Origin of the sequence: Cohnella massiliensis, from assembly GCF_900169535.1 — a bacterium.
Taxonomy (GTDB): domain Bacteria; phylum Bacillota; class Bacilli; order Paenibacillales; family Paenibacillaceae; genus Cohnella; species Cohnella algarum.
In genome coordinates this window covers 2,502,264-2,516,154 of sequence record NZ_LT821259.1, presented here as the reverse complement: position 1 = coordinate 2,516,154, position 13,891 = coordinate 2,502,264, and the positions used below count along the sequence as shown (strand labels likewise).

The window sequence follows — 13,891 nt, the reverse complement described above, 5'->3', positions numbered from 1 at the left end:
AAGGAGGTGAAATCCTTTGCTAACCCAAGAACAGAAAGATGCTTTTCGTGCTGAAGCTCTCGCTAAAATGCGCAAGGCCAGCCAAGTGGTTGATCTGGCGACCATTCCATCCGGCAATATCGGCAGCAACTGGCCGGTCAAGATTCGGGCGCGAGCAGGCGAGTATTTCGAAGTGTGCGGGCGCGGCACGAGCCTTCATCTGTATCTGACCGATACCGCTTCCGGGTATTTGGTTTCCGTTCCGAATTACAACCGCTGCGGGCTGGTTCCGGCGGATTGCGACGCCTACAACGTGATGGACTATGTCGGGCTTGAGAATCAGGTCGACGCTACGACGCTCGCCGCAGGCATTCGTTATTTGATATCTGTAGGATTGGCTTGCGGTCACCCTGCTATACCTATGGTAACCGAGGAACTTGGCGACTAGAAGTCGGTCGGGTCTACAAAGCCGACAGCGGAACGGTCAGGAAATCTACTGGGGGCGGAGGTGAAAACTTGGACGAAAAATTTTACCCGGCGACGTGCTGTGTATGCGGCACGGAATTCAAAGCTGCGAAGTCGATCCTTCACGAATTGGGGATGCACGAACACGGGCATGCGCGTTGCAAATGCGGGGCGTTCCTGAATCTTCGTTTCATCCCGGAAGAAGAGCGCATGGAGACGAAACTTTGGGAGGATCATGTTCGAGAAGTGAACGAAGAACGCGGTCTTTTTGTACCTCCGTTCTTGCATTAGTTCAGGTCTGTAAGCTGGACAAAAGGAGGCTAACCGTGGAAAAGGAAAAGCAATCAACAACCGTCGAGCCGGAAATTGAGCGCTTGGAGAAGTTGGAAAGGTACTACAAATATTTTGACGTCGAAAGTCGATATGGCCTGAGTTTCAAGGAATTTGTTCGCAGGGTTGACACGGGAACATGGGATGCCTGGTTGGCGGGATAACGAAGGGAGGTGACCACAGTGCTCATCCAAGAAAAGGAATCCAGCATGAGGCGCATTACACGAATCAACTTACTGCAACTCGCCACAATCACGAAGTCTGCCAGAGTGCGAAAAATCTGCATGAATCAATTGTTCGGAAGAAAAAAGAAAACAGCCGCCGGGCTGGGCGACTGATTCGTTAAACCTCAAATATGATGCCTCCATTGTAACACAACATGGAGGGTTGGAAAAGGAGCAGTTATCAATGATTAAGCAAACACTGCCGGAATGGCGCAAGGAAGCGGCGGAACGGTTCGGCAACAAGACGGGTAAATGGGCATTCAAGTGCTCGCGCTGCGGGAATATTCAAACCCCGATGGACTTCGTTGAGAAGGCAGGAATGAAACCGGACGATGCCGCGAGCGCTTCATACCAGCAATGCATCGGGCGGCACGTTCAGGGAATCGGATGCGATTGGGCGGCTTACGGGCTTCTCGGTACGCTGGGGAACGGCCGCATCGTCATCACGGATGATGGTCGGGAAGTGGAAGTGTTCGATTTCGCCGAAGCCGAGGAGGTGGCTGCCGTTGTTGATGGACATGAGCGAGGTTAAGGAGTTGCGCAAGACCACCAATGAGAAAGAAGTCAATTTCCTGCTTAGCGAAGGTTGGAAGGTCATAAATATCGCATTCGCTGGAACGCAGAACTATTATACGCTGGCTCGATAAAGCTGGCCGATACCCCAATCAATGAGAGGAGAAGGAGAAATGAAAGCTGGAAAAACATTGCAAGAATTGGCTGCCGAACTTGAACGGCAGAACAATGAAAAACGGGATTTTGTACTGGAAACGAGCAACCTCCGCATGGCAATCGAGGACGGAACTCCGAACCTCGACATCATTCGGGCGACTGGGGAGCACACGAACATCGACCGGTTTTCGCTTAACGACATCGCGCATCGACAGGTCGGGACGCATCTCGGCATACCTGCTAAGTACTACGATCGGATGCGGGCAGAATATCCCGATTTACTCGCCGCAAACGTCAACGTCTGGCTCCAACGGCAACCGACCCGCCGGATGGTTCGGACGCTGGACGGAACAGCGCGAGCGTTCTTAAGCGACCGCTATCGTCGCATAGACAACTATGAAATCGCGATGGCAGTGCTGCCAATCATCGGGGAAATGTCCGGGGCGCGAGTTGAAAGTTGCGAGTTGACCGAGAACCGTATGTATCTCAAGGTGGTTAACCCTCGACTTCAGGCAGACGTCAAGCCCGGAGACACAGTCCAGGCCGGGATATTGATCAGCAATAGCGAGGTCGGACATGGTGCAGTGAGCGTACAGCCGCTCGTTTACCGACTCGTCTGCAGTAACGGCATGGTGGTGAACGACCTTGGTCAGCGTCGTTATCACGTTGGACGAGCCAACCAGGCAGAGGATCTTGAACTGTACCGTGATGAGACGCTTGCGGCTGATGACAAGGCTTTCATGATGAAGGTGCAGGATACGGTTCGCGCCGCTGTTGACGAAACGAAGTTTAAACTCGTCGTCGACAGAATGAGGGAAGCGACCGAGGCTGAAATCACTGGACGTGTTCAGGATGTCGTAGAGTTGTCCGCAGCCAAGTGGAACCTGAACCAAAACGAAGCTGACAACGTCCTGCAACACCTGATTAAAGGTGGAGACCTCACGTTGTTTGGACTTAGCAGTGCCGTAACAAGGGCGGCGCAAGACGTGGAGAGCTACGACAGGTCCACCGAGATGGAAGCCCTGGGATGGAACATCTTGAATGTTTCCCGGCACGAATGGGAAGAGTTGAACGCTCCCGCCTGATGAGTTCCGGCTGGTAACCGGACGAAACCTCCCGCCCAAGCGGCGGGACGGTCGCGGGAAACCGCATTGATCTTTAATAAATCGGTCATTTGATCGCATAGGAAGGAGGTGATCGAGGTGGAGAAAATCGTCTTCGAGAAGCGGGAAATCCGGGATCAGGTCACCGGTCAGGATGGCAAAGTCGTTCAGGAAGGTACGCCTATCACGGCTGAACTGCTGAACCGCTACGAGGAAACGCTGGCGCAGTTGGTTGCAACACACAACAGCATCGTGGACAACATGCACAAAGCGGAGGAACTCGTGAAAAAAATCGAACAGGCGTTCAACTAAAGGGGGAGGGTGCCGCCGAGCCCTCACTCTTCGCTGGATTTGGATTTTTCAGAACACGACGGACAGATTGGACTTACAGATGAAATCATGCGGGTTGATTCAGACGCGACAACGGTTCCGGCGAATGTTTGCGGCACGGGTTCCTGCTCGAACTCGTTGCCGCAAGATTTACAAATCAGCTTCAAGTTTTCTTCACCTCATTGGATCCAGCGAAGACGGCACCCTTATCCAAATTGTATCACATCAATCTATTATGACTCATACATACCGGAAAGGTGGTGATCAGTTGAACCGAACGGAGAGGGAGAAGCTGGGCGTTGTCATGGTTAATCCGAGAAAGTCGAACGCACCGCAGGAGGTAATCGACATCCAGCTTTGGTGGAAAGAGAAGGCGGATGCTTATGGCGACAAAGGTTCATGCGTAATTGGCGCGGGATTTGAATTCAAGTATGGTGGTCAGCATTATTTCATGCCGCCCATCGGGTGCTGGCAAGGCTCCTATTCTTGGGAATATTGCAAAGACGAAGTCTACGAGAAACTCGAAGCGATCGGAGCGCAGGAGATTCGGTATCACTGGGGATTCTTGGATTAATTTCACCTTATCGAAAAGGAGGAAGGCATGCTTGGCAGTCGGGGAGGCAATCCGAGAAGCCCGAGATAAACGTGACATGACGCAGGACGAGGTTGGGCAGATCGGTTTTATCAGCAACAAAATGGTTTCGGCCATCGAAAGGGGAACGCGACCGGCCAGCGCGGACGCATTGAAGCGCATGGTTACGGCGCTCGATTACCACAGGCTTTACATTGAAGCGGCGGCAGAGGTCACAGGAGGGGTTTACGCTTCGCCTTGGCTTGACGGAGAATCGGTCGACCTTCACAGGACGAGCGTGTGGGCAAAAATGCAGGAGGAGCTCGAGGAGGCGCTCGAATCTGCCGAGGAAGCCAACATCATCGATATCCCCATATCTTTGGCCGAAGCGGAACGACAGGAGATTTACGGGAGCATTATGCAGGCGCTTGATGCGAGGGTGGCGATTGACCATTACGTAGGCATCATTTGCGAGGAATACAAATTCAGCCTGCTGGATGTATACCGCGAGCATCGGCGAAAATTGGAAAGCCGGGGCTATGTGAAGGGAAAGAGAAAGAGCGCCGCAGCCACGACGCTCTAAACGAAAAATCGCAAAAGTTTTAAACACACCTATTGTACCATGCCGAGAACGGTGCGGACAAGAGGGAGTCGGGAGGGGAGGCTCGGAAGCGGTGAGAACACCGAAGGGGTTTGAGATTCATTCAGTTTATGAACCGGACAACGAACGCATGGTCCGGGCATTGAGGGTCCTTCTGGATTATTCCATTGAGGATAAACAAAAACATGAGAGGAAGATGGCGAATGGCAGTGGCAGAGAATCAATTGGCGAAGCAGCCCGAGAAGGAAATTGCCAAGTTGGGCGACGGTGACGTATTTGTCAAACGGACGGGTAACGGCAAGATTTACGCGGTTCAGGCGAACCTTGCGCTACGCGAAGATCAGGGGGAAATCGCGGTCATTGAAGGAAAGGCGATGATCACGGCGGATGGCTACTACCGCGCGAACCAGATTGCAAGCCTTGCGATCATCACGCCGGACTCCATCAAGGTTCCCCTTCAGGATGGCGAGGCAGGGAGCATGGCAGTGCCGAATCCTTTCCCGCTTATCGATCCCGAATCCGGGACGCAGAAAGGCGTTTATGTGAAAAAGATCGCGGTTGGCTATAGTCCGACCGGGACTTTGACTATCAGCAGCAACATGATGTTTTACAACTACACCACGTACTTCCTTCAGGACTTGCAGAAGAAGGTGCAATTCGATAAAACGGCCGGCCGCCTGTGCTTCAAGAGCCAACTGGACAAAGAAGAGCAAAAGACCGGAATCTTCATGCCGATTGAGGGTGAGCTTGGCATCTGGGCGAACATGCAACACAAGGAGGTTCTGAAGGCGGTATCGACTTGGCTGGCAAACAAGAACTTCGGGGAGCGGAAAGCCCAGACGATCTGCGAGAGGAACGCTCTGAAGCACCACCCGGCGCTGGCGCTCAAAATCAAAGGCTTGCAGGGACCCGACAAGCAACGGCAGGGTTTAATTACGGTCATCGGCTGGCAGCATGATCACAGCCGGAAGGAGCTCGAGGATATCGCGGCCGCCGCTGACGCTGGTGAAGAGGTCATTGTCGGGAACAAGAAGGCGCAAGTCGTGGACTCCACTGGCGAGGTCGACGAGGAGGATGTACTCGCTTCGCAGGAAATGGACGAGGAAATGGCTCGCGCGGCGGAAATGGTCAACGAGGAAGCAGAAAGGGCACAGCAGAGCGGACGGTTGTTTTAGGTGGACGGCATGGGGCTGAAAAAAGGTGATCAAGTGGTATTTATCATCGGAAACGATAAAACAATTTATACCGTCGCTTCCGATGAGCGCACTCTTTATGGCAGGAAAGTAGTTGATTTAAAGGATTACCCCGGAGAAGTTGCAGTTGAATACTTGACAAAATATCAATCGGAATAAGGAGGCTTTACGCATGGCACGTATTCAAAAGCTGACACTGGCGAATTTCAAGCGCCAGAACGTCGTGGAAGAGCTTACGGGTAAGGACATATTCGTCGGCCCGAACGGGATCGGGAAAAGTTCGCGGATTCAGGCGCTCGGGACGGCCCTTCTGGGGTACGTTCCCGGCTCGCCTGGGAAGCGTCCGCAGGACACGTTCCGGGTTTCTACGGATGAGCAGATGACGGTGGGCTTGGAAACGGAGAATTTTCGTTTCGACCGCTCGTTCATCCGCAAATCCAAAACCAAGCGGGACGGTACCCGCGAAGTTACGGTCAGCCAAGAGGTAAACGTCAGTCCTTCGCGTGGGGAATCAACGCTCAAGGATAAGGAGGCGCGAATCGCCGAGGAAATGGGGAACTTCCCGGTCATGCTCGACTTCGGAGAATTCTTGAAGATGTCAGACGCTGAGCGTCGTGGCTTCTTCTACGGTCTGGCCGGAATTGACGGAGAGGCATGGACAAGAGCAGGAGTCGGAAGCCACCTGTTCACAAATTTGCTTTCTAAGGAACTCTACGAAAATAATCCAGATCGGTACAAAGCTCAAGAACAAACGATAGCGGACGCCCTTGCTGAATGGCGGGAAGGAATGGATGCAGAGTCCGGCGTGAAGGCCATGCTGGAATGGGCGAAGGCGAAAGAAAAACATTGGAATGCCGAGAAGCGGAAAGCGACCGGGGCTGTGCAGAAACTGGCCGAACTGAAAAACCAGCTTGAAGAGACGGATCGGAACATCAATGAAAACCGGGCGGAGCTCGAGCGCCTGCAGGGGGAATTGAACCAGGTATCGGCGGAAATTGCCCGCCTGAATGAAGCGAAGAAGGCCATTGACCGCCGCCTTGCCCGGCTCGCTGAAATCAAGCAAAAGGTCGAAGCCATGGAAGCGGACAACGCTCCGTTCGACTACGCTTCTGCAGAACAGCAGATCAAGGAACTGCTCGGGCAAATCGTTCAGGTGGACGCTTCAGAGCAAATAGACGAAATCGGCAAATCGATAGCCTCCATTGAGGACGAAATTTCCGCCATCGAGACGGAAATGGCAGAGGTTCAGCGCGAGGCGGCGCTCGCTGAATCGAAGGCCAAGGCGATGAGCCAGACTGTGAAACAGGCATCGGAGCGCGGCGGCATTTGCGTTATCGCCTCAAACATTGCCTGCCCGAAGGATTTCACGCCTTTCATTGGATGGGCGAAAGAGGAAGAGCAGAAGCATCTCCATGAGGCTGCGAACCACAAACAGCACCTGAACCTACTGACGGATAAGCGGAAGGAATGCCGAGCGCGGGTTGCCACTCTGCAGAAGGCACGGGATCAGCTTTATGCGGAATCGAATCAGGCGAACAAGAAGAATGATCAAATTCGCGCTCAAGTCCGGGAATTGGAGACGCAAATCGAGAAAGCCCGATCTGCAGAAACGCTTCAACGCCAGCGGCTGGCCGACCTCAAAGAAGAACGCCAGCGGCTCGAAGCCGAGCCAGCGGATACCGTTTCCGGCATTGAGGTTTTAGAGAAGCAGCTTACTGGTCTGCAGACGAACATCGCCGCGCTGAAGGAAAAGCTTCAGGAGCAGGAAAAGGCTCGGACGACGATTTCCAACATGAAGGCATCCATGATCGATTCGTCAACGGCAGAGAACTTCTACGCTGCGTCCAAGTATCTAGCTGAATCGCTGGGTCCGAAGGGCATACAAGGTGAGATGTTGGTGAACTCGCTTGACCCGATCCGCGAGGAAGTTACGGCAAACCTCACGGCGATGGGGTTTGATCATCCGTTCTTCTTCAAGACGGAAAGCGACAGCGGACAGGAAGTGTTCCGTTTCGGCTGGATCGATAACAAAGACCGCGAGGTGGACTTCGACGCATTGAGCACCGGTCAGCAGATGATTGTACTGATTGCTTTGCTGGTCGCCATCCTTGATCGAGCAAACCCCGGATGCAAGGTTCTGGCTATCGATAACATCGAGAATCTGGATAAAGGGAACTTTCAGAAGGTTCTCAAGGGGCTGGACGTTCTGTGCGAACGGCTCGACAACATCATCCTTGCCGGGGTGATTGATGTCGCTGACATTGAAGGCTGGACGGTTCATCAGCTTGGCAAGATGCCCGAGGGGGCGATTGCGTGAGCAGGGTCGACGAGGTATTGAGAAGGCTTAATCCTGAACAGTACCGCGCCGCGACTTCCCCGAGTTCATGCATTCTGTGCGTGGCCGGGGCAGGGAGCGGTAAGACGTCGGTACTGACCAGCCGGATCGGGAACCTGCAGGTGAATGAGAGGGTGGGCACGAGCAATATGCTCGCCCTGACATTCACTCGCTTAGCTGCCAAGGAAATGAAGGAACGGGTCGCCAGCTTAATCGGTGAAGAGTTTGCCAAGAAACTGACCGCTGGCACGTTCCACTCCTTCTGCGTGTCGGTACTTCGGCAACATGCCCACAAAGTAGGGCGTGACCGGGATTTTTCCGTTTACGACGAAGAGGACAGGCGCTCGCTTATCGAGAGTGTCATTGCCGATCTTCGCTACACTTCGAAGGTTCGAGCATCACAGGTGAATCCCTGGTCGGGCAACGCTGGAAATGCCGAAATGAAGGCGGTCGTTGATGAATACCACTACCGCCTTAAGGCGAACAATGCGACGGATCTCGAGGGGCTTCTTGCCATGACGGAGAAACTGCTTTCCGAGAACCCGGACATCGCCGCTGAACTGTCTGGCCGCTTTTCCTACGTGTATGTAGATGAATATCAGGACACCGACGATCGTCAGGAGCGAATCCTGAACCTGTTACGGCCGGCGAATCTGTTTGTGGTTGGCGACCCGGCGCAGAGCATTTACGGTTGGCGCGGCGCCCGAATTGAGAACATCCTGACGTTCGAAGAGCGGCATCCGGGTTGTGAGGTCGTAAGGCTTGAGCAGAACTATCGTTCCACAAAGCCAGTTATCGAATTGGCGAACCGCACCATAGAGCGGGCTGCCTATCAGAGTCCTCTGCAATTAAGGACGGACAAAGAAGGCGACGACCCTTCCGTTAACGAGTATCTGGACGATGCGCTTGAAGCGCAGGCAATTTCGGAGAAGATTCAGCAACAGGTTGCCGCCGGTGAATCGACCAAGGATATGGCAATCCTCTGCCGGACGAACTTTCAACTGCAGATCATGCAGGCGGCATTGGAGCAGGCTGGCATACCGACATTCGTGGTTGGCAGCCGGAACGATGCCATGAATCCTTACGATGTGCGCCGCATCGTCGACTATCTCGCTTTCGTGGCGAATCCGAAGGATGAACTGCCGATGAACCGGATCATCAACTGGCCGGAGAGGCGCATTGGGGACATTGCCCTTCTGCAGGCTGACCCCGAGGATATCGCCGCTTTACGGCTTCCAGAGCTTGCGGGGTTGAAACAATTCAAGGAAGGAATCAAAGCCCTTCCCTGCTGGCACAGCGTCCGCGAGACGTGGAATGAAATCGTTCGGGGACTTGGTCTTAAGGAACGCTACGAGCAGGCTGGGATCCGGAATCGGATTGAGGAGTTGGACAGGGCGGAGCAGTTCATTGCTCGGTGGGAAGTCCGCCAGCAAGAAATGGGGGAACCGTTCGATCCATACGCTTTCCTTCACTGGATGCGGACACGGGACATGCAGGAACGTCTCGCCCAGGAGGAAGCGGACGGTGTCCGGCTACTGACCATCCATGCGGCGAAGGGATTAGAGTGGGAGCGCGTATTCGTGATCGGCGTGAACGAGGAAATTCTTCCTTCCAAGCGCGGCGACATCGAAGAGGAGCGCAGGCTGTTTTATGTGGCGGTCACGCGAGCGCGGCAATGGCTCCACCTGTCACACCTTCAGCAACGCGAGGGGTACGGCGGCAAGGTGCAGGAATTGGTTCCTAGTCGATTCTTGGGGGTGATCGAGCATGGGGGATAAGAGCAGCATCGAATGGACGGATTCGACGTGGAACCCTGTCGTGGGTTGCACACGCGTTTCCGAAGGCTGCCGGAACTGTTATGCCTACGAGCTTCACGACAGGCGACACAGGGCATATACGGCGGGAAAGAAACTACCGGAGCAGTATGCCAAACCGTTTAAGGAGGTTCAGTTGTTCCCTGATCGTTTGGCTCAACCGTTCCACTGGAAGCGGCCGCGCAGGATATTCGTGAACTCACTGTCGGACTTATTTCATGACGATGTGCCGGATGACTTCATTTGGAGCGTATTCGAGATTATGGCGCAAAGCCCTCAGCACACGTTCCAAGTGCTGACCAAGCGTCCGCAGCGGATGGCGGCGTTACTCGCTGGGAGGTACTGGCGCGATCTTGGAACGCCCGACCGACCATTCTTTGCAAAGATTATCAAGGGCGAACACAGGGCTGGCGATGTGCCGTTCCTTCCGAACGTCTGGCTAGGAGTATCGGTCGAAAACCAGCGCGCAGCAGATGAGCGCATCCCATTGCTCCTGCAGACGCCAGCGGCGGTTCGGTTTCTATCGATGGAGCCGCTTTTGGGGCCGGTAGATTTGAAAGGTTGGATCTATCCTGGTTGGGACGGAGACATTCGGAAGGCAATCCCAGCTCCACGAGTATATTGGGTCATCGTTGGCGGTGAATCCGGCCCCAATGCCCGTCCGATGCATCCAGACTGGGTGCGGTCGATCCGCGATCAATGCCAAGCTGCCGGGGTGCCGTTCTTCTTCAAGCAGTGGGGGGAGTGGGCACAGGTTCACGAGCTTCGTTGTAATGAACCAGGAATCAAAGGGAAGCCCTGGTTCAACTTCAACCCCGACACATCGGTTTGCAGAATCGGCAGGAAGGCGGCGGGTCGCCTGCTGGATGGGAGAACGTGGGACGAAATGCCGGAGGTGGTCAGATGAACTGGAAGGCTGCCACAAGGGCACAGTTGCTCCTGATCTGCTCCGATTACGAGAACTGTCCTATTCACCTGAAGCTCGAAGCGGCGGCGGAATTGAGGCGAAGGAAGCGCGAGAAGCATCAGCGGATTCAATACAAGAAAAAGGCGGTTTATCCGAGGTGAACAAGGAGGTGCAGCATGCCGAAGGACTTATCTTACTGGAAGAGGGAAATACGCGCATTAAATGATCGAATGGCGGAACGTAACGAGGAAATATCTTCAAAGTGGACACCAATCGAACAGATAACGTGGCTAATTCTCCAGGAACTCGTGAAGGTGTTCGGAATGCACAATATTTCAATCATGCCGCAGGAGAGGATTGAGCGCTATCGGGTTGATTTTTTGATCCGATACGAACCTCTCCACGCGTCAGGACTTATTAAAAATCTTGTTATTGAGTGCGACGGACATGAATGGCATGAAAAAACGAAGGAGCAGGCTCAAAAGGATAAGGAGCGAGACAGGGCGCTCACTAAGCTCGGGTACACCGTCCTCCGCTATACGGGGTCAGAAATAGTAGACGACCCTTGGAAGATTTACCGGGATATTGAGGAGTTGCTCCTACCGAATGATGTAAAACGAGGATTTGGCTACCGTCCTATTGATGGTGAAGGGTGATGATGCCCTGTGAATTACTTGAAAGAAATGAACGCCTTCATTGATTGGCTCGAAACAAACCCGCTGGAAGCATCCACACAGACTTTGTGGTTTCACCTTATGGCGATCGCAAATAAGAGCGGATGGCCGGAGTGGTTTGCAGTGGCCAATCCCCTGCTTCAGGCGAAGGTAGGCATCTCAGAGAACTCGCTTATCAAACATCGGAACATGCTCATTCAGAAAGGGCGCATTGAGTATAGAAATCAGGGTAAAAAGCAAGCCGGAAAATATCGAATAATACCGATTACCTCAAATTTTGAGGTAAAGCATGAGGTAAACCGAGGGGTAAAGCGTGAGGTAAACCCTGAGGTAAAGGGTTCAGCATTATTTAAACTAAACGAAAATAAACAAGATGAATCTGGTAGTAGTATGAACCCGTTTCGGATTTTTGAAACCGAGGGCTTTGGAACGATCAGTTCGTTCATTGCCGACAATCTGAACTGTTTGATCGACGATTACGGCGAGCGCTGGGTGTGCGAAGCCATGAAAGCTGCTGTTGTGCAAGGAAAACGGAAGCTGTCATACGTGGGCGGAATCTTGAAATCATGGAAAGCTGACGGAATTGACGAGCCATGGGAGAAGGGGGCGGGGAATCTAGCGGCGGCTCGCTCATCGTGGAAGCAAAAGCCGAGGAATACCGTTCCCTTGCCTGAGGCTTTCAGAGGTGAAGATAGACTTCGAGACACGGGAGAAACAGACGCGGAACTTGATAGCCTGCTGGCTCAAATGAGAACTGGAGGTGAACGGTCATGAACAGCATAGCGAACGAGATTAATAAACTCATGCCGGATAATTTCATGGCGCGGTTGTCGCAGTTGCAAGGCGAAATCGACCGGCATCCAGCGGTTGTAAGACTCCGCGAGCAGTACCCTGATCATAAAATCGACCAGAACCAGCTATTCCACTTCTCTCGCAGTGTCGACGCCTGCTCAAATTGTCCAGGGCTGGAGAATTGCCCGCAGCAGTTGGTTGGGCACTATTTGATCCCACAAGCGGACAACGGTCGCGTGAGTTTTACATACACGCCCTGCCAATTGCAAACGGCGCACGAGAAGCAGCGCAAGATTCAAAATCTCATCAAGAGCCATTATGTTCCCGACCACATCCTGCAGATGACCTTCGACAAGCTGGACAGGGATGCGGATCGGAAGGAGGCCATCGCCGAAACCATGCGTTTCTGCCTTGGGTTCAAACGCGGGGAAACAAAGCGAGGGCTTTATTTGCACGGTGCGCTCGGGGTTGGCAAAAGCGCCATTGTTGGCGCTGCGGCCCATGAACTGGCGACGCGGAACGTCGACGTGCTGATGGTGTACGTTCCTGATTTCCTGGGCGAGATCAAGAACGCGATCAAGACAGGCGAGGTCGAGAGTAAGCTGGACGCCCTTCGTGAAGTATCGGTTCTCATTCTGGACGATATCGGGGCGGAACCGTTGACGGTTTGGACGCGGGACGAGGTGCTGGGTCCGGTTCTGCAGAGGCGCATGGAGCGACTCCCGACCCTGTTCACATCGAACCTGACAACAGCAGAGCTTCGGCAGCACTTGGAAAAAACGAAGGACGAGCAGTTTCCGAATCCGGTTAAAGCCGCGCGGCTGATGGATCGGATTGAACCGTTCGTGAAAACAGTCAGGGTCGGCGGGAAGAATCGCCGCAGACTAAACGCGGGGGAGGTGTAGCGGAATGTGTCAAACATGCAATGGTTCACAAGTGGTCTTGAAAAGTTTGGGCTTTGGTGTGATGTTCAGCCCTTGCCCTGAATGCAACCAACGGGCGGTAAATCCGGAAAGCGACGACTATCATCCCGGTCAAAGCATGACGGTCGTGGCTCCTGAACAAGCGGAACCGAGGAAGTACGCATGATTTTCCTGGACTTATTTGCCGGGATCGGCGGGTTTCGGATGGGGATGGAAATGGCGGGGCATACGTGCGCCGGGTACGTTGAAATCGACAAGTTCGCCAGAACATCCTACGAAGCCATTCATGATACAAGAGGGGAGTGGACAGCGCATGACATTCGAACCGTATCAGATGACGCTATTCGAGGAATCGGAGCTATCGATGTTATCTGTGGAGGATTTCCGTGCCAGGCTTTCTCGGTTGCTGGAAAGCGGGCGGGCTTCGACGATACACGCGGAACTCTGTTCTTTGAGATTGTCCGCTTCGCATCTATTCTCCGACCACGCCTTTTATTCCTTGAGAACGTCCCCGGACTGCTCAACCACCGGGGGGGGGATACCTTCGAGACCATCCTCAGAACCTTGGATGAAATCGGGTATGACGCGGAATGGGATTGTCTTAACTCTAAGGACTTCGGGGTACCGCAAAACCGGGAACGCCTGTTCATTATCGGACATCTTAGAGGCGGAGGTACCCGAAAAGTATTTCCTCTCGCAAGAGAAGACGGAGAAGCTGCTGGCGAGCTTAAAGAATTGACGAGCGGGCTGGCTGACGCGGATCGGGTCTATGACGCTTCTGGGCTTGCACGGACACTTAAGGCGGAAGGCGGCGGAGGCGGTGCAAAGACAGGATTATACCTGGTCGGTCATCTGCCGGATGATTCGGGAGGAACTGGCAAGGTTTACGATCCGGAAGGAATCGCGCCGACGCAACTGGCACAGCATGGGAACGCAGTAACGAAGGTGCTGGTCACCAAGCAGGGAGACGAGCTCCGCGTC

Annotated in this window: 17 protein-coding genes and 1 pseudogene; all 18 read left to right on the top strand. The window is 53.7% G+C overall.

Annotated elements, in window-relative coordinates; translation table 11 throughout:
* The first annotated feature begins 16 nt into the window (after positions 1 to 16).
* Positions 17 to 427 (top strand): hypothetical protein, encoded by a 411-nt coding sequence (locus B7E11_RS25505; protein WP_080840078.1) that lies wholly within the window; start codon positions 17 to 19, stop codon positions 425 to 427.
* A gap of 68 nt (positions 428 to 495) precedes the next feature.
* On the top strand, positions 496 to 735 hold the full coding sequence (locus B7E11_RS25500; RefSeq protein ID WP_080840076.1) for a hypothetical protein: 240 nt from the start codon (positions 496 to 498) through the stop codon (positions 733 to 735).
* 35 nt (positions 736 to 770) lie between these two features.
* Positions 771 to 938: a hypothetical protein gene (locus B7E11_RS29840; RefSeq protein ID WP_176220900.1), complete on the top strand. Its 168-nt coding sequence runs from the start codon at positions 771 to 773 to the stop codon at positions 936 to 938.
* A gap of 223 nt (positions 939 to 1,161) precedes the next feature.
* Entirely contained in the window at positions 1,162 to 1,530 is a 369-nt protein-coding gene (locus B7E11_RS25495) for a VVA0879 family protein (protein WP_245809822.1), read from the top strand.
* Between the two features lie 154 nt (positions 1,531 to 1,684).
* Entirely contained in the window at positions 1,685 to 2,752 is a 1,068-nt protein-coding gene (locus B7E11_RS25490) for a DUF932 domain-containing protein (RefSeq protein WP_080840072.1), read from the top strand.
* Positions 2,753 to 2,869: 117 nt separating this feature from the next.
* Positions 2,870 to 3,082 (top strand): hypothetical protein, encoded by a 213-nt coding sequence (locus B7E11_RS25485; RefSeq protein WP_080840070.1) that lies wholly within the window; start codon positions 2,870 to 2,872, stop codon positions 3,080 to 3,082.
* Positions 3,083 to 3,368: 286 nt separating this feature from the next.
* Positions 3,369 to 3,674 (top strand): hypothetical protein, encoded by a 306-nt coding sequence (locus B7E11_RS29835; RefSeq protein ID WP_176220899.1) that lies wholly within the window; start codon positions 3,369 to 3,371, stop codon positions 3,672 to 3,674.
* A 31-nt stretch (positions 3,675 to 3,705) separates the two neighbouring features.
* The gene (locus B7E11_RS25480) at positions 3,706 to 4,254 is read left to right on the top strand and encodes a helix-turn-helix domain-containing protein (RefSeq protein ID WP_176220898.1); all 549 of its coding nucleotides are present in this window, start codon (positions 3,706 to 3,708) and stop codon (positions 4,252 to 4,254) included.
* 221 nt (positions 4,255 to 4,475) lie between these two features.
* Positions 4,476 to 5,447 carry a hypothetical protein gene (locus B7E11_RS25475; protein ID WP_080840066.1) on the top strand — a complete coding sequence of 324 codons (972 nt, stop codon included), beginning with the start codon at positions 4,476 to 4,478 and terminating at the stop codon, positions 5,445 to 5,447.
* Between the two features lie 9 nt (positions 5,448 to 5,456).
* Positions 5,457 to 5,624: a hypothetical protein gene (locus tag B7E11_RS29830; RefSeq protein WP_176220897.1), complete on the top strand. Its 168-nt coding sequence runs from the start codon at positions 5,457 to 5,459 to the stop codon at positions 5,622 to 5,624.
* A gap of 13 nt (positions 5,625 to 5,637) precedes the next feature.
* Positions 5,638 to 7,782 (top strand): SMC family protein, encoded by a 2,145-nt coding sequence (locus B7E11_RS25470; RefSeq protein WP_080840065.1) that lies wholly within the window; start codon positions 5,638 to 5,640, stop codon positions 7,780 to 7,782.
* Positions 7,779 to 9,578: an ATP-dependent helicase gene (locus tag B7E11_RS25465; RefSeq protein WP_080840063.1), complete on the top strand. Its 1,800-nt coding sequence runs from the start codon at positions 7,779 to 7,781 to the stop codon at positions 9,576 to 9,578. The genes B7E11_RS25470 and B7E11_RS25465 overlap by 4 nt, the downstream gene beginning before the upstream one ends.
* Positions 9,568 to 10,521 (top strand): DUF5131 family protein, encoded by a 954-nt coding sequence (locus B7E11_RS25460; protein ID WP_080840061.1) that lies wholly within the window; start codon positions 9,568 to 9,570, stop codon positions 10,519 to 10,521. Before B7E11_RS25465 ends, B7E11_RS25460 begins: the two co-directional genes overlap by 11 nt.
* Complete coding sequence (locus tag B7E11_RS29825) at positions 10,518 to 10,682, top strand: hypothetical protein (RefSeq protein ID WP_176220896.1); 165 nt, start codon at positions 10,518 to 10,520, stop codon at positions 10,680 to 10,682. Before B7E11_RS25460 ends, B7E11_RS29825 begins: the two co-directional genes overlap by 4 nt.
* A gap of 15 nt (positions 10,683 to 10,697) precedes the next feature.
* Positions 10,698 to 11,177 (top strand): endonuclease domain-containing protein, encoded by a 480-nt coding sequence (locus tag B7E11_RS25455; RefSeq protein WP_080840059.1) that lies wholly within the window; start codon positions 10,698 to 10,700, stop codon positions 11,175 to 11,177.
* Positions 11,178 to 11,186: 9 nt separating this feature from the next.
* Complete coding sequence (locus B7E11_RS25450; protein ID WP_176220895.1) at positions 11,187 to 11,969, top strand: DnaD domain protein; 783 nt, start codon at positions 11,187 to 11,189, stop codon at positions 11,967 to 11,969.
* Positions 11,966 to 12,892: a primosomal protein DnaI gene (dnaI, locus tag B7E11_RS25445; protein ID WP_080840056.1), complete on the top strand. Its 927-nt coding sequence runs from the start codon at positions 11,966 to 11,968 to the stop codon at positions 12,890 to 12,892. The genes B7E11_RS25450 and dnaI overlap by 4 nt, the downstream gene beginning before the upstream one ends.
* 180 nt (positions 12,893 to 13,072) lie before the next feature.
* Positions 13,073 to 13,549 (top strand): annotated as a pseudogene (locus B7E11_RS30475) (DNA cytosine methyltransferase); the annotation flags it as partial.
* Positions 13,550 to 13,891: the final 342 nt, after the last annotated feature.

What these genes read in the sequence shown, in the direction of transcription:
- B7E11_RS29825 (WP_176220896.1), top strand. Translation starts at nt 10,518, where the DNA reads ATGAACTGGAAGGCTGCCACAAGGGCACAGTTGCTCCTGATCTGCTCC.
- B7E11_RS29830 (WP_176220897.1), top strand. Translation starts at nt 5,457, where the DNA reads ATGGGGCTGAAAAAAGGTGATCAAGTGGTATTTATCATCGGAAACGAT.
- B7E11_RS25470 (WP_080840065.1), top strand. Translation starts at nt 5,638, where the DNA reads ATGGCACGTATTCAAAAGCTGACACTGGCGAATTTCAAGCGCCAGAAC.
- B7E11_RS25490 (WP_080840072.1), top strand. Translation starts at nt 1,685, where the DNA reads ATGAAAGCTGGAAAAACATTGCAAGAATTGGCTGCCGAACTTGAACGG.
- B7E11_RS25475 (WP_080840066.1), top strand. Translation starts at nt 4,476, where the DNA reads ATGGCAGTGGCAGAGAATCAATTGGCGAAGCAGCCCGAGAAGGAAATT.
- B7E11_RS25460 (WP_080840061.1), top strand. Translation starts at nt 9,568, where the DNA reads ATGGGGGATAAGAGCAGCATCGAATGGACGGATTCGACGTGGAACCCT.
- B7E11_RS25455 (WP_080840059.1), top strand. Translation starts at nt 10,698, where the DNA reads ATGCCGAAGGACTTATCTTACTGGAAGAGGGAAATACGCGCATTAAAT.
- dnaI (WP_080840056.1), top strand. Translation starts at nt 11,966, where the DNA reads ATGAACAGCATAGCGAACGAGATTAATAAACTCATGCCGGATAATTTC.